Origin of the sequence: uncultured Streptococcus sp., from assembly GCF_905372115.1 — a bacterium.
GTDB lineage: Bacteria > Bacillota > Bacilli > Lactobacillales > Streptococcaceae > Streptococcus.
Genome location: NZ_CAJPNR010000002.1, coordinates 118,889 through 136,871, shown reverse-complemented (window position 1 = coordinate 136,871; position 17,983 = coordinate 118,889). Strand labels below are relative to the sequence as shown.

The 17,983-nt window shown below is 43.9% G+C and carries 22 protein-coding genes; all 22 read left to right on the top strand.

Annotated features, from left to right (window positions below; translation table 11 throughout):
* Positions 1-206: 206 nt before the first annotated feature.
* The 22 genes from wecB (at position 207) to QZ169_RS01515 (ending at position 17,983) form a co-directional block, all read left to right on the top strand.
* On the top strand, positions 207-1,364 hold the full coding sequence (wecB, locus tag QZ169_RS01620; protein ID WP_295504451.1) for a non-hydrolyzing UDP-N-acetylglucosamine 2-epimerase: 1,158 nt from the start codon (positions 207-209) through the stop codon (positions 1,362-1,364).
* Entirely contained in the window at positions 1,357-2,145 is a 789-nt protein-coding gene (locus tag QZ169_RS01615; protein ID WP_295504449.1) for a hypothetical protein, read from the top strand. The genes wecB and QZ169_RS01615 overlap by 8 nt, the downstream gene beginning before the upstream one ends.
* 11 nt (positions 2,146-2,156) lie before the next feature.
* Positions 2,157-2,300, top strand: coding sequence for a hypothetical protein (locus QZ169_RS01610; RefSeq protein WP_002896778.1), 144 nt, complete (start codon positions 2,157-2,159; stop codon positions 2,298-2,300).
* A complete protein-coding gene (locus tag QZ169_RS01605) occupies positions 2,293-3,603 on the top strand; it encodes a glycosyltransferase (RefSeq protein WP_002910859.1) in 1,311 nt (436 codons plus the stop codon). Before QZ169_RS01610 ends, QZ169_RS01605 begins: the two co-directional genes overlap by 8 nt.
* 8 nt (positions 3,604-3,611) lie before the next feature.
* On the top strand, positions 3,612-4,718 hold the full coding sequence (locus tag QZ169_RS01600) for a glycosyl hydrolase family 8 (protein ID WP_295504445.1): 1,107 nt from the start codon (positions 3,612-3,614) through the stop codon (positions 4,716-4,718).
* A 377-nt stretch (positions 4,719-5,095) separates the two neighbouring features.
* Positions 5,096-5,476 (top strand): DUF1033 family protein, encoded by a 381-nt coding sequence (locus QZ169_RS01595; RefSeq protein ID WP_295504443.1) that lies wholly within the window; start codon positions 5,096-5,098, stop codon positions 5,474-5,476.
* Positions 5,477-5,606: 130 nt separating this feature from the next.
* Entirely contained in the window at positions 5,607-6,548 is a 942-nt protein-coding gene (gene comGA / locus QZ169_RS01590; protein ID WP_295504440.1) for a competence type IV pilus ATPase ComGA, read from the top strand.
* Positions 6,478-7,512 (top strand): competence type IV pilus assembly protein ComGB, encoded by a 1,035-nt coding sequence (gene comGB, locus QZ169_RS01585; protein WP_295504454.1) that lies wholly within the window; start codon positions 6,478-6,480, stop codon positions 7,510-7,512. The genes comGA and comGB overlap by 71 nt, the downstream gene beginning before the upstream one ends.
* Positions 7,512-7,829: a competence type IV pilus major pilin ComGC gene (gene comGC / locus QZ169_RS01580; RefSeq protein ID WP_227963965.1), complete on the top strand. Its 318-nt coding sequence runs from the start codon at positions 7,512-7,514 to the stop codon at positions 7,827-7,829. The genes comGB and comGC overlap by 1 nt, the downstream gene beginning before the upstream one ends.
* Positions 7,789-8,223, top strand: a complete 435-nt coding sequence (gene comGD / locus QZ169_RS01575; protein ID WP_004189083.1) for a competence type IV pilus minor pilin ComGD — start codon at positions 7,789-7,791, stop codon at positions 8,221-8,223. The genes comGC and comGD overlap by 41 nt, the downstream gene beginning before the upstream one ends.
* Entirely contained in the window at positions 8,189-8,482 is a 294-nt protein-coding gene (gene comGE / locus QZ169_RS01570) for a competence type IV pilus minor pilin ComGE (RefSeq protein ID WP_295504436.1), read from the top strand. Before comGD ends, comGE begins: the two co-directional genes overlap by 35 nt.
* The gene (comGF, locus tag QZ169_RS01565; protein WP_295504434.1) at positions 8,466-8,903 is read left to right on the top strand and encodes a competence type IV pilus minor pilin ComGF; all 438 of its coding nucleotides are present in this window, start codon (positions 8,466-8,468) and stop codon (positions 8,901-8,903) included. The genes comGE and comGF overlap by 17 nt, the downstream gene beginning before the upstream one ends.
* The gene (comGG, locus tag QZ169_RS01560; RefSeq protein ID WP_295504432.1) at positions 8,884-9,276 is read left to right on the top strand and encodes a competence type IV pilus minor pilin ComGG; all 393 of its coding nucleotides are present in this window, start codon (positions 8,884-8,886) and stop codon (positions 9,274-9,276) included. Before comGF ends, comGG begins: the two co-directional genes overlap by 20 nt.
* Positions 9,277-9,357: 81 nt before the next feature.
* A complete protein-coding gene (locus QZ169_RS01555) occupies positions 9,358-10,323 on the top strand; it encodes a class I SAM-dependent methyltransferase (RefSeq protein ID WP_004189071.1) in 966 nt (321 codons plus the stop codon).
* A 36-nt stretch (positions 10,324-10,359) separates the two neighbouring features.
* Positions 10,360-11,553, top strand: coding sequence for an acetate kinase (locus tag QZ169_RS01550; protein ID WP_295504430.1), 1,194 nt, complete (start codon positions 10,360-10,362; stop codon positions 11,551-11,553).
* A 143-nt stretch (positions 11,554-11,696) separates the two neighbouring features.
* Positions 11,697-12,446 carry a CPBP family intramembrane glutamic endopeptidase gene (locus QZ169_RS01545; RefSeq protein ID WP_032909255.1) on the top strand — a complete coding sequence of 250 codons (750 nt, stop codon included), beginning with the start codon at positions 11,697-11,699 and terminating at the stop codon, positions 12,444-12,446.
* A gap of 117 nt (positions 12,447-12,563) precedes the next feature.
* The gene (locus QZ169_RS01540; protein WP_295504428.1) at positions 12,564-13,202 is read left to right on the top strand and encodes a type II CAAX prenyl endopeptidase Rce1 family protein; all 639 of its coding nucleotides are present in this window, start codon (positions 12,564-12,566) and stop codon (positions 13,200-13,202) included.
* Positions 13,203-13,396: 194 nt separating this feature from the next.
* A complete protein-coding gene (gene folP, locus QZ169_RS01535; RefSeq protein WP_295504425.1) occupies positions 13,397-14,350 on the top strand; it encodes a dihydropteroate synthase in 954 nt (317 codons plus the stop codon).
* 1 nt (position 14,351) lies between these two features.
* Positions 14,352-15,746, top strand: a complete 1,395-nt coding sequence (locus QZ169_RS01530) for a folylpolyglutamate synthase/dihydrofolate synthase family protein (RefSeq protein ID WP_295504424.1) — start codon at positions 14,352-14,354, stop codon at positions 15,744-15,746.
* Positions 15,727-16,281 (top strand): GTP cyclohydrolase I FolE, encoded by a 555-nt coding sequence (gene folE, locus QZ169_RS01525; protein WP_032913027.1) that lies wholly within the window; start codon positions 15,727-15,729, stop codon positions 16,279-16,281. Before QZ169_RS01530 ends, folE begins: the two co-directional genes overlap by 20 nt.
* An 87-nt stretch (positions 16,282-16,368) precedes the next feature.
* Positions 16,369-17,181 (top strand): 2-amino-4-hydroxy-6-hydroxymethyldihydropteridine diphosphokinase, encoded by an 813-nt coding sequence (folK, locus tag QZ169_RS01520; RefSeq protein ID WP_295504421.1) that lies wholly within the window; start codon positions 16,369-16,371, stop codon positions 17,179-17,181.
* 94 nt (positions 17,182-17,275) lie between these two features.
* Positions 17,276-17,983: an ABC transporter ATP-binding protein gene (locus QZ169_RS01515; RefSeq protein ID WP_295504418.1), complete on the top strand. Its 708-nt coding sequence runs from the start codon at positions 17,276-17,278 to the stop codon at positions 17,981-17,983.

Below are 17,983 nucleotides of genomic sequence, written 5' to 3'. Positions count from 1 at the left end.
CAGTAATTTTAAGTTACAGTTAAGTTAAGAAAATTAAAATAATCTTAAATAAGTTACCAACATGTAAATTACTATTAAGAAAGTATAAAATAATAGTTCATGCTTTGATTATTGAAACGCTTGATGGTAAAATAACTAAGGTTACTTAAAACAAACATTTTTTAGTAAAAAGTTAATATAACAATGTTGATTTTTGGTGAGGAAAAATGAAGAAAATTAAGGTAATGGTTGTTTTTGGAACTCGTCCAGAAGCAATTAAGATGGCTCCACTGGTTATTGAACTGAAGAAGCAGGCAGACTTGTTTGAAACGACAACAGTTGTGACTGCTCAGCATCGTCAGATGCTGGATCAGGTACTTGAGACTTTTAAGATTAAGCCTGATTATGATTTGGATATTATGGGGAAGAATCAAACCCTGACAGATATTACTGTCAAGATCCTGCATAAGCTGGATGATATCTTAAAGGAAAACAAGCCAGATATTATGCTGGTGCACGGTGATACGACAACGACTTTTGCGGCTAGTCTTGCAGCGTTTTATAATCAAGTTCGTATCGGCCACGTAGAAGCTGGCTTGCGGACTTGGAATAAATACTCTCCTTTCCCAGAAGAGATGAATCGTCAGATGACTGACTCTTTGACGGACTTGTATTTTGCGCCAACAGATCAGAGTAAGGCTAACTTGCTCAAGGAAAACCATCTGGCAGAAACAGTTTTTGTGACAGGAAATACAGCTATTGACGCTCTCAAGCTGACCGTCCAGGCTGATTATCAGCATGAGGTGCTTGATCGTATTGATCCAGCTCGCAAGATGATTTTGGTGACCATGCATCGCCGGGAAAATCAAGGCGAGCCGATGAGAAGGGTCTTTCGAACTCTACGGCAGATTGTAGATGCCCATGATGATGTGGAAATTGTCTATCCTGTTCACCTGAGCCCAGCGGTTCAGGAGGCGGCCAGAGAAATTCTGAGTGATAATGAAAAGATTCATCTGATTGAGCCTTTGGATGTGTTGGATTTCCATAATATCGCAGCTAAAAGCTATTTCATCATGTCAGACTCAGGCGGAGTACAAGAGGAAGCACCTTCCTTAGGTAAGCCTGTACTGGTACTTCGTGATACAACAGAGAGACCAGAAGGAGTTGAAGCCGGCACCTTGAAGCTGGTCGGTACAGAAACTCAAGCAGTAGCAGAGGCAATGGAAGCCCTGCTGACAGATGAGTCACTCTATCAGGAAATGGCCCAAGCCAGCAATCCGTATGGTGACGGTAAGGCTTCTGAGCGGATTGCTCAAGCTATTGCCCACTATTTTAAGCAGACGGCTAGGCCGGAAGAATTTAAGACAGGAGTAAAAAATGTTTAGGAAAAAAGGACTAGAAAAATCATTAGCAGTCTTTGTACTGGCAATTGGACTAATTCTTTTCTACAGTTGGAATTTTGCAGCTAACATATTTTATATCGGAATCGCGCTGATTTTATTAGGTATTTTTAGTGTCTTTGTCCTATCTGATCTCTTGGTGACATGGGCTATGATTCTGGGTGTGGTTATCGCAACTCTGATCTTACTCTTTGATGTAACCTATCTACCGGACAATCAGGTTCTCTTCTTGCTTTACGTCTTCCCTGTCAGCGCTTGGCTGACCAGCCGAGTGAATTTCTATCTCCATCAGCGCTTGGGATTAGTGCAGGATGACAGTGAAGATGCTGCTGAGGCTTATGAAGAAATGGTTCAGAAAGTAAATCAGAAACAAGCTCCAGCCTTTCAGGCTTTGCTGGTCCATTGGGCACACAATCATCATTTTTATCAAATTCACTCTCGGGAGTACAAGCGGATGCTCAAGAGAATTTTACGACTGCTCAACTGGGACTTCCAGAATGTAGAAACAGTTTACTATGTATCCAATGGTAACTTTCTCGTTCTGGTAGAAGATCTGGATCAGGAAGTCAAGGAATATTTCCAAGAGAAAGTGCGTGACGATTTAACGATGATGCACTTTGAGAATAAGAAAACTGACCAAAAAATTCAGTTTCAGTCCGGCAGTTTAAAATTGAACTCTCAAAACATTGACAAATTCCATAATTTTGATGACGCTTTGAGCAATCTGGAGCGTCAGCTTGAAACCGACATTATCGTAGAATACTAGGAGGTAAACACATGTCTTTAACAGAAGTATTTTTTATCATCTCTATGGTGCTAAGTATCTTTTTTGCTATTAGCTTTTTGGTCCTCTTCATTTATTATCTGGTTATTTACAATCGGGTCAATAAAAATTTTAGGGCGGTGACTCGTCATGATTAGTCAACTTATTATGATTGTCACTCTGTTTTCCATCTGGATGTCTCTGGCTTGGGCCTTGGTTATTCTATGCTCTTCCGTTCATTTCTGGATGAAACGCAGTGACTTCAACGTGGATACCAGCCCATTGGAACATTATCCTATGGTTACAGTCGTTGTCCCAGCCCACAATGAAGATGTGGTTATCGCTCAGACAACTAAGGCCATTCTGGATTTGGACTATCCTCATGATCGAGTGGAAGTTCTGCTCTTTGCGGATAACTGCTCGGACGATACTTATCAGGAAATGCTGAAAGTACAGGCTATGCCTGAGTATGCTGGACGCAATGTTATAATTACAGACCGTACAGGTACGGGAGGTAAGGCAGGGGTGCTGAATGATGCCCTGAAGATGGCCAAGGGTGAATATATCTGTGTCTACGATGCGGATGCCATGCCAGAAAAGAATGCTCTTTACTTCCTAGTTAAGAAAGTTTTAGAAGATCCAGAACGTCACGTTGCTTCCTTTGGACGCAATAAGACCCGTAATGCCAACCAGAACTTCCTGACCCGTTGTATCAACCAAGAAATCGTTGTAACTCAGCGTGTTTACCACGTAGGTATGTGGCATCTCTTCAAGATTGGACGGATTCCAGGTACAAACTTCTTGATTAACACTGAGTTTGTTAAGAGTATTGGTGGTTGGAAAAATGGTGCCTTGACAGAGGATACGGAAATTTCCTTTAAGATTATGCAGAGCGGCAAGCTGATTGCTTTGGCTTATAACTCAGAGGCTTTCCAGCAAGAACCAGAAACCCTCAAGTCCTACTACTTGCAGCGTAAGCGCTGGGCTAAGGGGAACTATGAGGTGGTTATTGACAACTTCAAGCATCTTTTTAGCGGCGGTAACTGGCGCGTGAAACTGGAAGTGTTCAATTATTCTTGTATCTTCTTCTGGTTTAATTTGGCGATTGTCTTATCTGACTTGGTTTTCTTTGCCAATGTAGCGGCAATGATTACCCAGCTCTTTATACCGGATGTGCGGATTCCTTTCGCTTTTGATGCTCAGAATATCTATATCGTCCAGCTGATGCTCTTTAACTGGCTTCTGATGATTTTGCTTTATCTTTTGCAGATCAATATTGCCCTGGCTTCTCAGTTTGGACAGGCGACCACCAAACAGATTTGGCTGGCCCTTGTGTCCTATTTGACTTACTCTCAGCTCTTTATCGTTGTCTCTTTAGATGCAGTAGGATCTGTTATCTTGGACAAGATTTTGAAGCGGAAAGAAACCAAGTGGGTTAAAACAAAACGATTTGCAGGTTAGGAGAAAGTGTGAAAAGAACAAGATTAAGATTTATTTGGTTTGTGATAATTCTGGCTGTCTTGGCTAGTATCCTCTTGTACACCCGTATGGGCAGTACTCCTAATATCAAAAAGAAGATATACAGCCAATGGTCTAAAGAATATGTCGTAACCAAGGACAAATTGTCTTATATCAGGACGACAAACAGTAAGACTGAAGATGTTGTGCTGTCTGAAGCACAGGGATATGGCATGGTAATTGCTGTGGATGCAGCTAAACAAGGCAATGCAAGTTCGGCTGATTTTGAGAAGCTCTACCAATATTATCTAGCTCATCGTCTGAAAGATACCCAGCTCATGTCTTGGAAACAGACGATTAAGGACGGAAAGAGCAATCATGAAGACGAAAACAATGCTACAGACGGCGATCTCTACATTGCCTATGCTTTGATTCAGGCGGCTAAACAGTGGCCGGACAAGGCTAAAGAATACCAAGCTCAGGCTCAGGCTATTCTGAAAGATGTCTTGGCTTATAACTATAATGAAAGCAATGGCGTTTTGACGGTTGGGAACTGGGCAAATGCAGAATCGAAATTTTATAATCTCATGCGGACTTCTGATACATTGCCGCAGCAGTTCCAAGCTTTCTATGAGTTGACCAAAGATAAGCAGTGGCTGACAATCCGGGATAAGATGCTCAGCAAACTTGAAGCAATCAGCGCTGATAACAAGACTGGTTTGATACCAGACTTTATCTGGGTTGAAGGCGACAAAGTTCGGGCAGCTGATGCTGATACGGTTGAATCTGCAAATGATGGCTATTATTCTTATAATGCCTGCCGACTTCCTTACAACCTGGCTCAAAGCAAGGATGAAAAAAGTCAAAAAATGCTGAAGAAGATGTTGAACTTCTTCCTCAATCAAGAAAAGATTTATGCGGGCTACAACCTGAAAGGCAAGGCTCTCAATAGTAATCAGGCTGGCAGCTTTACCGCTCCAGTATTCTATGCGGCTAATAACAATATAGAATTCCGCAAATTGGTGCAGCAAAATAAATATCTCTTCATGCAAGGCTTACCGTCAGATAATTACTATGACGCAGCTGTGACCACAATGATTGCTTTAGAAACTTTATAATGTAGAAACAAGCAAGATGAAAATTTTGCTTAAGATGATGCAGACAATAGGGTGGGACAGAATAATGTTTGTCTCATCCTTTTTTGAATAAAAGGATTGAGATTTATTTCGCAAAGCGTTAAAATAGAAAGCCTGTATTTATGCAAAATCAGGATTTACTCAGTTTCTAGATGTTGAGAAGTCTGTCATATGTTCAAATGGTCCGACACTATTTGTTCGCATGGTTAAGAACACTATCCATGAGGTTACTCTTCATATTATGAAGAGCGATGTTCTTGTCTCCGTTCCAATAAAGTTCTTGTTTTATGATTCTGAGCAAAATAGTTTTGTTCGTCAAAGAATTTATATATAATATACGGTACAAAGAGAGGACGAGTATGTATTGTGTAATTGAGATGTACGGGGACTATGAACCGTGGTGGTTCCTGGATGGCTGGGAAGAAGATGTCGTTGCAAAGAAGCACTTCGATGATTATTATCAAGCCCTTAAATATTATAAAAACCGCTGGCTGCAGATGGAAGAGCAGTCACCTCTGTATAAGAGCCGTAGTGATTTAATGACAATTTTTTGGGATCCGGAGGATCAGCGCTGGTGCGAGGAGTGCGATGAGAATGTTCAGCAATACCACTCTCTGTTTTTGCTGGAGAATGAGTGCAAGATTCCTAAAAGCAAATACCGCCCGGGCTATACTAAGCAGAACGGTCTTGAAAAGCACCGAGCTTGCTCAACTAAACTAAAATCCGCTAAGCCTCTTTAAATCGACAGAATATATTTTACAAATCTGATATTAGAGCAGCAGAAGAGACCTAACTTGTTAGAAGTTAAGTTTCTTCCGCTGTTTTTTTCTTTTTCTGGATTTTTTGCGAATAGTAAGGTGAGGAGGATGTATGGTTCAAGAAATTGCAAAAGAAATGATTAGGCAGGCTCGGCAAGAAGGGGCGCAGGATGTTTACCTGATTCCTAAGACTACTTGTTATGAGCTTTATATGAGAATCGGTGATGAACGTCGCTTTATAAAGACTTATGATTTTGAGCTTCTGTCAGCTGTTATCAGCCACTTTAAGTTTGTCGCAGGTATGAATGTTGGAGAAAAGCGCCGCAGTCAACTGGGGTCTTGCGATTATGACTGTGAGGAAGCCAAGGTTTCAATCCGGCTGTCGACAGTTGGGGATTACCGTGGTTTTGAAAGTCTGGTTATCCGGCTCCTTCATGATGAAGACAGGGAGCTGCGCTTTTGGTTTGAGCAATTGCCGGAGCTGCGCAAGAAAATTCAGGCTCGCGGCCTCTATCTATTCTCAGGGCCAGTCGGCAGCGGCAAGACTACCTTGATGTATCATTTGGCTCAGCTCAAATTTTCTGGCCAGCAGGTTATGTCGATTGAAGATCCGGTTGAGATTAAGCAAGAGGCTATGCTGCAGTTGCAACTGAACGAAACCATTGGTATGACTTATGACAGTCTAATTAAGCTGTCCCTGCGACATCGGCCGGATCTCTTGATTATCGGGGAAATCCGTGATCGAGAGACAGCCAGAGCAGTGGTTCGGGCAAGTTTGACCGGAGCTACGGTCTTTTCAACGATTCATGCCAAGAGTGTTCGCGGTGTCTATGAGCGGCTTTTGGAATTGGGCGTTAGCGAGGATGAGCTAAGAATGGTGCTGCAAGGTGTTTGTTACCAGCGTTTAATTGGGGGAGGAGGTGTCGTTGATTTTGTCAGTCAAAACTATCAAGAGCACGAAGCCGCAGTCTGGAATCAGCAGATTGATCAGCTTTTTGCAGAAGGACATATCAGTGCTGAGCAAAGGCAGACCGAAAAAATTGTCTACGCCTAAGCAGAAAAAGATTATTGAGCTCTTTCATAATCTCTTCAGCAGCGGTTTTCACCTAGCAGAGATTGTAGACTTTCTGAGGCGAAGTGCCTTGCTGGAGGAGGTATATGTCACTGAAATGCGGGCAGGATTGTCAGCTGGTCAGTCCTTTTCAGAGATTGTCAGTCGACTGGGATTTTCCGACAGTGTTGTAACCCAGCTGTCCTTATCTGAGCTGCATGGCAATCTGACACTTAGTCTAGGCAAAATTGAGGCCTATCTGGAAAATCTATCCAAGGTTAAGAAAAAATTGATAGAGGTGGGGACCTATCCTCTCATGCTGCTGGGCTTCTTAGTCCTTATCATGCTGGGATTGCGCAACTATCTTTTGCCTCAATTGGACAGCCAGAATCTAGCTACTCAGCTGATTAATCACCTGCCTCAGATCTTTTTGTGGAGCAGCCTTGCTTTAGCTGTCTTGGTTTCAGTGGCTCTCTTTTACTATCGAAAGTCATCCAAGATTCGTTTTTTCAGTAAACTAGCAGCTCTGCCCTTTTTTGGACATTTGGTACAGGCTTACTTGACCGCTTATTATGCTCGTGAATGGGGAAATATGATTGGTCAGGGCTTGGAACTGAGTCAGATTTTTGCGATTATGCAGGATCAACCGTCCCAACTCTTTAAGGAAATCGGAGAAGATATGGCTGCTGCATTACAAGGTGGTCAGGGCTATGCGGACAAGGTAGCAAGCTACCCTTTCTTTAAGAAAGAATTGTCCCTGATGATCGAGTATGGTGAGGTTAAGTCCAAGCTAGGCAGTGAGCTGGAAGTCTATGCTGAAAAGACCTGGGAGGAATTTTTTCTACGTATCAACCGGGCCATGAATTTCATTCAGCCCCTAGTATTTATTTTTGTTGCCTTAGTGATTGTTTTACTTTATGCGGCAATGCTCTTGCCCATTTATCAGAATATGGAGGTTCATTTGTAATGAAAAAACTTAATACCTTAAAAGTTCAAGCATTCACCCTTGTGGAAATGCTGATTGTCTTGCTGGTTATCAGCGTACTCTTGCTGCTCTTTGTGCCTAATCTGACCAAGCAAAAAGATGCTGTTTCAGATACAGGAACGGCAGCGGTGGTCAAGGTGGTAGAAAGCCAGGCGGAGCTGTATGAACTGAAGAATACCAATGAAGAGGCTAGCCTGAGCAAGCTAGTCAGTGCAGGAAATATCAGCCAGAAACAGGCAGATTCTTATAAGGCTTACTATGGAAAACACAGTGGCGAAACTCAAGCGGTTGCCAATTAAGGCTTTTACACTGCTGGAAAGTCTCCTCGTTCTTTTTGTCGTTAGTTTTCTACTACTAGGCTTATCTGGCTCGGTCAGGGCTGGCTTCAATCAGGTTCAAGAGCAACTCTTCTTTTTAGAGTTTGAGAGGCTTTATCAGGAGACGCAGAGGCTGAGCTTGGCTGGGCATGAGAAGCTTTCTCTGGAGATTTCAGGACGGCAGATTTCCAATGGCTATCAAGAACTGGATTTTCCGCAAACTTTGCAGGAACATGAGCAGCAGGTCATTCTGTTTGACCGGGCTGGTGGGAATTCATCACTCAGCAAGATTATTTTTCAGACGGAGGACAGGACAGTTGTTTACCAGCTTTATATGGGCAATGGAAAGTTTAAAAAGACGACAGCTTCAGGCTAGCATTCTGCTGGAAGCTCTGGTGGCTATGGCAGTTTTTGCGGCTATTGCCAGTCTGCTTCTGGGACAGATTAGCCGGTCTCGTAAAGAGCAGCAGATCCTTCTGCAGCAGGAAGAGGTACTTCGGGTAGCTCGTATGGCCCTGCAGACAGGACAAGAAGAGCTTCATACCAATGGAATTACTGTGCGCCAGCTGAAGACAGACAAGCAGCTACTGATCTATCACGAAGGGGAGGTAGTCATTCGTGTTCAAAAACCTTAAAGTTAAGGCTTTTACGCTCTTGGAAACTTTGGTTGCTCTGCTGGTACTTAGTGGTGGAATATTGGTCTTTCAGGCCATGACTCAGCTGCTTTCCTCAGAACTTCATCAGCAGGAAAATAATCAGCAGCAAGAGTGGCTGTTGTTTGCTGACCAGCTGGAGACCGAGCTTTCCCGTAGCCAGTTTGAAAAGGTTGATGACAATAAAATTTATGTCAAACAGGATGGCAGGGATTTGGCCTTGGGAAAATCCAAGAGTGATGATTTCCGTAAAACAGATAAGAGTGGTCGCGGTTATCAGCCCATGGTTTATGGTTTGGAAGCAGCTGATGTGCGTCAGGACGGTAAGCTTGTCCATCTTCATTTTCGCTTTGAAAAAGGCTTAGAGAGGGAGTTCGTCTATCGTGTGGAAGAAGAAAGTTGAGGCTGGTATTTTACTGTATGCGCTGCTGATGGCCGCTGTCTTTAGCCTGCTCCTGCAGTTTTATCTCAACCGTCAAGTCAGCAGTCAGCGTTTGCAGCTTTTCAACAGGGAAAGGACAGAAGCCTATGCAATGGCAGTTCTGACAAAAGCTGGGGCCAAGGAGGATAGCGGTGAGATGGAGTTTGAACAGGGCAAGGCTGTCTACCGCAGGCAAGGGAAGAATTTTGAAATCAGCAGTCGACTCAGCAGCGGGCATTCCTATTCCTTTACTTTTAGTACTTCTAAGAAAGATGAGAATAAAGCAAAGGAAGACAAGAAAGCAACTGATAAAAAAGAGAAAGCGATTTCGGACGAAGCTGGGAAGTCGGACTAATATAACTGTAAAATCTTTGTAATTTTATATATCTTGGAAAGGTTCCTTATTTTTGGTATGATAGGATGAACGGAGGATTCCATGAATTTTGAAAAGATAGAACAAGCTTATACTCTGATTCTCGAAAATGTCCAGAATATCCAAAACGCTCTGGCGACCAATTTTTATGATGCTCTGATTGAGCAGAACGGCATTTACCTAGATGGAGATACGGACTTACAAGAAGTTCTGACCAACGATGAAAAAATCCGCTCTCTGCATTTGAACAAGGAAGAGTGGCGGAGAGCCTATCAGTTTATCCTGATGAAGGCGGCCCAGACGGAGCCCATGCAGGTCAACCACCAGTTCACACCTGATACAATTGGTTTTCTGATTACTTTCTTATTGGACCAGCTAGCTCACGGAGAGGAAGCTGATGTATTAGAAATCGGCAGCGGAACCGGGAATTTGGCTGAGACTATTCTCAACCATACTCAAAAGAAAATAGACTATCTAGGTCTGGAGCTAGATGATTTATTAATTGACCTTTCTGCCAGCATTGCAGAGGTTATGAACTCTAAGGCTCACTTTGCTCAGGGGGATGCGGTTCGGCCTCAGGTTCTGAAAGAGAGTGATATCATTATCAGTGATTTACCGGTCGGTTATTATCCAGACGACAGTATCGCCTCTCGCTATGAAGTAGCTAGTCCGGATGAGCACACTTATGCCCACCATCTTCTAATGGAGCAGTCACTCAAATATCTGAAACCGGGAGGTTATGCCATATTTCTGGCACCCAATGACCTCTTGACCAGCGCTCAGGCTCCTCTGCTAAAAAAATGGCTCCTCGCCAAGGCTCAGTTTATCGCGATGATAACTTTGCCAGAGTCTATTTTCTCAAGCAGCAAGCATGCCAAAACTCTTTTTGTCTTGAGGAAGCAAGAAGCGAATAACATTCAGCCTTTTATTTATCCTCTGCGGGATTTGCAGGATCATGATGAAATGTTTAAATTCCGCCAAAGTTTTCAAAACTGGTACAAAGATAGTGAAATTCAAACAAAATTTTGATATAATAATTTTGAAAACGCTTAAAGAGGTGAAGAAATGTCGAAAACAATTTCTATTAATGCAGGAAGCTCAAGCTTAAAATGGCAACTCTATTTGATGCCGGAAGAAAAAGTCTTGGCTAAGGGCTTGCTGGAACGGATTGGTCTCAAGGATTCTATTTCAACAGTGAAATTTGACGGTCGATTAGAAAAGCAGGTTCTTGATATTGAAGATCACACGCAGGCCGTAAAAATTTTGCTGGACGATTTGAAACGTTTTAATATCATTGAATCTTATGATGAGATTACCGGTGTGGGCCACCGTGTTGTGGCTGGCGGTGAATACTTTAAGGATTCAGCCCTCGTTGATGAAGAAGTGATTCAAAAGGTAGAGGAGCTATCACTTCTGGCTCCATTGCATAATCCAGCCAACGCTGCAGGTATCCGTGCTTTTAGAGAAATTCTGCCAGACATCACCAGCGTGGTAGTCTTTGATACCTCTTTCCATACAACTATGCCGGAAAAAGCATATCGCTATCCGATTCCGACTAAATATTACACTGAAAACAAGGTCCGCAAGTACGGAGCTCACGGGACCAGCCATGAGTATGTAGCCAAGGAAGCTGCGAAAGTTTTGGGTCGTCCGATTGAAGAACTCAAGCTTATCACTTGCCATATCGGTAACGGAGCTTCCATCACAGCAGTTGACAAGGGCGTTTCTGTAGATACATCTATGGGATTCACACCACTTGGCGGAGTTATGATGGGAACGCGTACAGGGGATATTGACCCAGCTATTATTCCTTACCTGATGCAATACACAGATGACTTTAATACTCCGGAAGATATTAGCCGCGTCTTGAACCGTGAGTCAGGCCTGCTGGGAGTTTCTGAGAAGTCTAGTGATATGCGTGATATCCATGAGGCAATGCGGGCAGGTGATGCCAAGGCTCAATTAGCCAACGACATTTTTGTAGACCGGATTCAGAAATATATTGGTCAGTATCTTGCTGTTTTGGATGGAGCTGATGCTATCATCTTTACCGCAGGAATTGGTGAGAATTCTGTGACCATTCGTGAACTGGTTATTAATGGTATTTCTTGGTTTGGCTGTAACGTAGACCCAGAAAAGAATGTGCGCGGTGCAGAAGGGGTAATTTCCAGTCCTGATGCCAAGGTCAAAGTCTTGGTTATTCCAACTGACGAAGAATTGGTCATCGCGCGTGATGTCGAACGATTCAAAAATCAATAAATTAAGAAAATCTAAAAGCTCAGTTTGAATGGGCTTTTTGTATGCTTTAAGAAAGGATTTTCTTGGTTGTTGGCCTTGAAAACATTGAGCGATTCGATCTCATAGTCACTATCAGTATTGGCTCTCAATACGTGATATATAAAATGCTTGCAGTTAAGAATTGTCTATACAAAAAGAGAAAATTGAGCTATACTAGGAAGGAAAAGGAGGAAGATATGAAAGCAATTCTAAAAAAATTAGAGTACATCCTACTGACTCTGTTTGTCTTATTTCTCAGCCAGATACCATTTATATTTATCCGACAGATGACTGCTTCTGAGAAGAGTTTTTCAGCTGGACAGACTATCTTTGTGCTGGTGGTGTATCTTTTGATTATCTTTTTTGTTCTGAGAATGGCTAAGCAAGAAGAACTGCTGAGTTTAGACTTTAGCTTCTTCAAATGGTCTTCGTTTGGTTGGTTAGCTGTTTCTAATGTTGTCATGATTGGCGTCAATATGTTAGGAGCAATTATCATGCTGCTGGAAGGTCAGGCTATATCCACTGCTAATCAGGATGCCTTGAATGCATTATTTCAGCATGTACCCAAGATTTTATTAGTGGTAGGAGCTGTGATTCAGGCCCCTATCTTGGAGGAAGTGGTCTTTCGCGGCTTGATTCCTCAGAAGATTTTTACCAAGCATTATGTTTGGGGATTGGTTGTAGGAGTCATTCTTTTCGGTCTTTTTCATGGTCCAACCAATATCGGCAGTTTTGTTATCTATGCAGGTATGGGTGCTGTTTTAGCCGCGGTTGCTTACATATTTAAGCGTTTGGAAATGTCTATTTTGGCACACATGCTGAGAAATGGAGTTGCAGTACTCATCATGATACTGACAGGTTTGGTGAACAAGTAGGAAAGCAGAGAATATCTGCTTTTTTTGTCATTTGAGGCACAAATTAGGACATTTGAGGGGATTTCTCCTAGCTTGCTCTTACTTCTTCTATAATGAGAAGAGAAGAATGGAGAGAATATGCTGAAATTAGAGAAAATCATTCAATTGTTATTGCTGGCTATGTTGACTCAGACGGGACTGCTGCTCATACTTCATCCAATGCCTCATCGCTTGGTCTTTAGTCATGCTAATTTGCTTTTTATGGTGGGCTTGCTGGGATTGCTTTTTTGTTGTGCCTTTTATTTTTCCAGACAACTGCAGGAAATCAAAGGTTCTTTGCGTCAGTCAAGCAACTATCGACACCTGCTTTTCTTGTATTTTTTGATGATTTTGGTCAATGCTGCGGGGGTTCTTCTGCTGTGTGGTAAGGAGGCGCAGTCAGGACAGGCGATGGAGCAGATGATGACGGAGAGTTTTCTGTCATCTTCTCTTTTGCTTCTGGGGATTGATATTGCCGTTTTATCCCCTGCAGCACCGAAATTGTTTGACAGTGACTTCTCTCTTCGCTATCGGAAGAGCTGGGGGATTGCACTAGGTTTGCTCTGCTTTTCCCTTGCGAAAAATCCTCAGGAGACTCTGTGTTTTCTGTTCTATCTGGTTTTGGGACTAGTCTTTGCCCATCTCCTCAGGCCTTATTTTCAGCGTTTGGAGCTGTCTATGCTGGCCCATATTCTCCGAAATATGATTATTCTCAGCCTTTTACCCTTTTGCTTTTAGAAAGTGTTTTGTCAAATAGAAGAATTATGGTAAAATGGTAAATGAAACAAGGGACTAGATAAGGTCTTCTTGTGAAGTCGAGTGCAGTTCATAGGACTGGATGCTGCATCTGCTGAGAGCTTTGCGGTACACTAGATGAGTGTGCCTTTTTTGTTGAAGAGCAGGGCAGCAAATAGAAATGAGATGAAAGTCAAATGGTAAATCTAAAAGCAATTGCTCCAGATGGCCGAACGGGCCTCTGTGGTATTATCAATGCGACGCCGGATTCCTTTTCAGATGGTGGGCGCTACAACACGGTTGAGACGGCATTGTCTCAGGCTAGAAAGCTGATTGCTGAGGGAGCTCACATGCTGGATATTGGTGGTGAGTCTACTCGGCCAGGCAGTCATTTTGTGGCTATTCAAGAAGAGATAGAGCGGGTGGTGCCGGTCATTGAAGCTATTCGTCGGGAAAGCGATATTCTGATTTCTGTGGACACTTGGAAGTCGGAAGTGGCTGCAGCAGCTTTGGCTGCGGGTGCAGATATTATAAACGATATTACTGGTCTCTTGGGCGATGAAAAGATGGCGGAGACGGCTGCGAAATATGGCGCGCCAGTCATTGTCATGTTTAATCCAGTGATGGCTCGTCCTCAACATGCCAGCTCAAGGATTTTCCCAGAATTTGGCTTTGGTTCAGCCTTCACAAAGGAAGAGTTATCTCTTTTTACAGAGCTGCCGATTGCAGAACTAATGTGGAAGTGTTTTGAGAAATCTTTGAAGGTGGCCGAAAATGCTGGTCTTTCGCGTGATAATATCATGCTGGATCCAGGGATTGGTTTCGGTTTAACCAAGCGGGAGAATCTTCTCATTTTGCAGGAGCTGGGTAGTCTCCATCAGGCTGGTTTCCCTATTTTTCTTGGGGTTTCTCGTAAGCGGTTTCTCGTTAGTATCTTAGAAGAAAACGGCTTTGAGGTCAATCCTGAGACTCAGGAAGGCTTTGAAAACCGTGATATAGCTTCAGCCCATCTGACTACCCTTGCGGCTAGCAGAGGCGTTGAAGTTGTCAGAGTGCACGAAGTGGCTAAGCACCGGATGGCTGCTGCCGTTGGCGATGCTATTCGTCTAGCACAGCAGACAGAAGATCTCAATCTAGGTCAGTACAAGTAAGATGAAAAAACAAGAATTACCTGATTTAAGCTGGCTGGAAGCCTATCGGACAGCCAGTCCCAATTTTGGCTTGGAGCGAATGGAGCGTTTGCTGGAGCTGCGGGGGAATCCGCATTTGCAGTTACCAGTCATTCATATTGCAGGGACGAATGGCAAGGGTTCAACTATTGCCCATCTGCGCCAACTTTTGGAGGTGCGAGACCTGCGTGTTGGCACCTTTACCTCTCCTTATCTAGTCAGCTACAATGAGCAGATTGCCATTAATGGCAATGCGATTTCCGACCAAGACCTTCAGAGATTACTGAGCCTTTATCAAGACCTTTTAGCCCAGAATGCTACAGACTCTGGCTTGCAAGGGGTGACTGAGTTTGAGATTGTGACTGCTCTGGCTTATGATTACTTTGCCCAGCAGCAGGTGGATGTGGCTATTATCGAGGTCGGCATGGGTGGGCTTTTGGACAGTACCAATGTCTGTCAGCCCTTGCTGACCGCTATCACGACAGTCGGCCTAGATCATGTAGCCCTGCTGGGGGACAGTCTAAAGGCTATTGCCCAGCAAAAAGCTGGCATTATCAAGCCTGGAGTTCCAATTTTGACCGGTAGGTTGGAGCCAGAGGCTCTGGCAGTAGTTGAGCAGAAGGCTGCTGAAAAAGATTCCCCGCTCTTTTCTTGGTCTCAAGACTATCAAGTGGAACATCAAGAGTCAGAGGAGGGGGAGTGCTTTTCCTTTTCGAATGCCTATCGGGTCAAAGACTCCTATCAAACAGCTCTGATGGGACTGCATCAGGCGGACAATGCTGGATTGGCTCTGCACTTGTGTGACCTATACTGTCAGCTGCAGTCGCTGCCCTTTTTAACAAAAGAAGAGGTTGAGAGGGCCTTGCTTGCTGCTGTATGGCCAGGGCGTTTGGAAAGGATATCGGATCAGCCGCTCATCCTTCTGGATGGAGCCCATAATCCCCATGCCCTTCGGTCGCTAGCAGCGACATTGGACCAGCATTATCCGACGTATAGAAAGCATATTTTATTTGCTTGTATCCAAACCAAGGCCTTGGATGATATGGTGGAGCTGCTGCAAAAGATTCCCAAAACAGCTATAAGCTTGACAGCTTTTGCTGATCCGCGGAGTTTTTCTAAAGAAAGTATGCAAGCCTTGGCTGAGCAGCAAGGTCTGTCTTACAAAGAATGGCCGGATTATTTATCAGATTATTTAGCAGTAGAGCATGAGTCAGATGAGCTTTTGCTGATTACGGGTTCTCTTTATTTTCTGGCTCAGGTTAGAAAATCAATCCTTGAGAATCGCAAGTTAGACTTTGCTGAGCGTCCTTCTCAGTCAAGTCAGTTATCAAAAAATAAAAATGAACATAGGAGCATATATGGACACGAAGAAAATTGAAGTAGCTGTTGCCCAGATTATTGAGGCGGTTGGAGAAGACGGAAGCCGCGAAGGTTTGCAGGAGACGCCACAGCGCATTGCTAAAATGTACCAGGAAATCTTTGCTGGGCTGGGTGAGACGGCTGAGGAGCATCTGGCCAAGTCTTTTGAAATCATTGATAATAATATGGTAGTGGAGAAGGATATTTTCTTTCATTCCATGTGTGAGCACCACTTCCTGCCATTTTACGGGAAGGTTCACATCGCCTATGTGCCTAATGGTCGGGTAGCAGGCCTGTCCAAGCTGGCTCGAACAGTAGAGGTTTATGCCAAGAAACCGCAGATTCAAGAGCGATTGACCGTAGAGATTGCTGAAGCCTTGATGGACTATCTGGGTGCTCAAGGGGCTTTGGTCTGGGTGGAAGCTGAGCATATGTGTATGAATATGCGAGGAGTCAGAAAACCTGGCACTGCAACGGTTACTACAGCGGCTCGTGGCGTTTTAGCGACGGATAAGGACCTAAAAAATGAAGCTTACAAACTGATGGGACATTGATTTTATTAATGGTGGAGCGTGTCGGGAAAGGCTAGATAGTTTTATCAAGAATGAAATGCAGAAACTTGAATCAGAAAGGATAAGAAAATGGATCAGCTGCGCATTAAGGATTTGGAAGTGTATGCCTATCACGGTCTGTTTGGAGCGGAGAAGGAATTGGGCCAGCGTTTTGTGCTGGATCTGATTTTGGACTATGATATGACTCGGGCTGCCAAAACAGGCGACCTGACAGCTTCTATCCACTATGGAGAGTTGGCTCAGGATTTGACCCACTGGTGTCAGGAGAGCAAGGAAGACTTGATTGAGACGCTGGCTTACAAGCTGATTGATCGGATTTTTCTGACTCATCCTTTGGTACAGAAGGTCAGCTTGGAGGTCAAGAAGCCTTGGGCGCCAGTTCCGCTGCCTTTAGAGACCTGCTCAGTCAAGCTAGTGCGTCAAAAGCGGAAAGCCTTTATCGCTCTGGGAAGCAATCAAGGCAGCCCAGCTGCCAATCTGGATGCGGCTTTGGAAAAAATAGCAGAGCAAAATATAAGAGTTTTGCAGGCATCAAGTCGTATTGAGACAGAGCCTTGGGGTGGCATTGAGCAGGATCCGTTTCTCAATCAAGTTGTTGAAGTTGAGACTTGGCTCAATCCTGAGGAGTTAATGCAGACCCTGCTAGCTATCGAAGCGGATCTAGGGCGCGTGCGAGAGATCAAATGGGGACCGCGCGTGATTGATCTGGATATCCTTTACATAGGACAGGAGGAGATATACAGTCCGGACTTGATTGTTCCTCATCCTTATGTGGCTGAGCGGGCTTTTGTCTTGCAATCTTTGGTGGAAATCGCCCCACACTTTGTCGATCCGGTGCAGAAAAAAAGCATCCGCCAACTCTGGGATGCGATCGAAAAATAAGAAAAGAAGCTTGTCGCAAGGCAAGTTTTTTTATTGTCTGAACTTTTTCTGAACTTGCCCCTGTATACTAAAGAAAAATCAAAAGGAGTTCAGTATGGAACATATAGTGAAAATAGAAGGAGTCTGCAAAAAGCATGGTAGCAAGCAGATTTTAGAAGATATTTCTTTTACAGCTAGAAGCGGGCGGATTACAGCTTTTCTAGGCCCGAATGGTGCTGGTAAAAGTTCGACCTTGAGGATTCTCTTGGGATTAGATCGGGCGACGTCTGGGACTGCGACTTTTGATGGGCAAACCTATCAGTCAATGACCTATCCGCTCAGAACGGTAGGTGCAGCCTTTGACGGCATTGGCGGTCTGCCAAATCGAAAGGTCTATGACCACTTGAGGATTATTGCGGCGAGTAATGCTATTTCCAAGTCTCGGATCGATGAGGTTTTGGAGATGACTGGAATCGCTCATAAGAGGAAGGACCTCTTGTCAAGCCTGTCTCTAGGGGAAAGTCAGCGGCTGGGTTTGGCAGCAGCTTTGCTGGGTGATCCTCAGTTTCTTATATTAGATGAGCCGACCAATGGACTGGATCCAAGTGGGATTAAGTGGTTTAGAAAGTTCATCCGTCAGCAGGCTGATTTAGGGAAAACGGTACTTCTATCTTCTCATATCCTATCAGAGGTGCAAATGGTGACAGATGATGTAGTCTTGATTCATCATGGACGAATTATTGAGCAGGGACGATTGGAAGAGGTGCTGCAAGATTCAGACAGTCTAGAAGAACTCTTCTTTGATTTGACAGAGGAGGTATAA

What these genes read in the sequence shown, in the direction of transcription:
- QZ169_RS01555 (WP_004189071.1), top strand. Translation starts at nt 9,358, where the DNA reads ATGAATTTTGAAAAGATAGAACAAGCTTATACTCTGATTCTCGAAAAT.
- QZ169_RS01605 (WP_002910859.1), top strand. Translation starts at nt 2,293, where the DNA reads ATGATTAGTCAACTTATTATGATTGTCACTCTGTTTTCCATCTGGATG.
- QZ169_RS01540 (WP_295504428.1), top strand. Translation starts at nt 12,564, where the DNA reads ATGCTGAAATTAGAGAAAATCATTCAATTGTTATTGCTGGCTATGTTG.
- comGA (WP_295504440.1), top strand. Translation starts at nt 5,607, where the DNA reads ATGGTTCAAGAAATTGCAAAAGAAATGATTAGGCAGGCTCGGCAAGAA.
- QZ169_RS01530 (WP_295504424.1), top strand. Translation starts at nt 14,352, where the DNA reads ATGAAAAAACAAGAATTACCTGATTTAAGCTGGCTGGAAGCCTATCGG.
- QZ169_RS01615 (WP_295504449.1), top strand. Translation starts at nt 1,357, where the DNA reads ATGTTTAGGAAAAAAGGACTAGAAAAATCATTAGCAGTCTTTGTACTG.
- QZ169_RS01610 (WP_002896778.1), top strand. Translation starts at nt 2,157, where the DNA reads ATGTCTTTAACAGAAGTATTTTTTATCATCTCTATGGTGCTAAGTATC.
- folE (WP_032913027.1), top strand. Translation starts at nt 15,727, where the DNA reads ATGGACACGAAGAAAATTGAAGTAGCTGTTGCCCAGATTATTGAGGCG.
- QZ169_RS01550 (WP_295504430.1), top strand. Translation starts at nt 10,360, where the DNA reads ATGTCGAAAACAATTTCTATTAATGCAGGAAGCTCAAGCTTAAAATGG.
- QZ169_RS01515 (WP_295504418.1), top strand. Translation starts at nt 17,276, where the DNA reads ATGGAACATATAGTGAAAATAGAAGGAGTCTGCAAAAAGCATGGTAGC.
- folP (WP_295504425.1), top strand. Translation starts at nt 13,397, where the DNA reads ATGGTAAATCTAAAAGCAATTGCTCCAGATGGCCGAACGGGCCTCTGT.
- folK (WP_295504421.1), top strand. Translation starts at nt 16,369, where the DNA reads ATGGATCAGCTGCGCATTAAGGATTTGGAAGTGTATGCCTATCACGGT.
- comGE (WP_295504436.1), top strand. Translation starts at nt 8,189, where the DNA reads ATGGAAAGTTTAAAAAGACGACAGCTTCAGGCTAGCATTCTGCTGGAA.
- QZ169_RS01595 (WP_295504443.1), top strand. Translation starts at nt 5,096, where the DNA reads ATGTATTGTGTAATTGAGATGTACGGGGACTATGAACCGTGGTGGTTC.
- QZ169_RS01545 (WP_032909255.1), top strand. Translation starts at nt 11,697, where the DNA reads ATGCTTGCAGTTAAGAATTGTCTATACAAAAAGAGAAAATTGAGCTAT.
- comGD (WP_004189083.1), top strand. Translation starts at nt 7,789, where the DNA reads ATGGAAAACACAGTGGCGAAACTCAAGCGGTTGCCAATTAAGGCTTTT.
- wecB (WP_295504451.1), top strand. Translation starts at nt 207, where the DNA reads ATGAAGAAAATTAAGGTAATGGTTGTTTTTGGAACTCGTCCAGAAGCA.
- comGC (WP_227963965.1), top strand. Translation starts at nt 7,512, where the DNA reads ATGAAAAAACTTAATACCTTAAAAGTTCAAGCATTCACCCTTGTGGAA.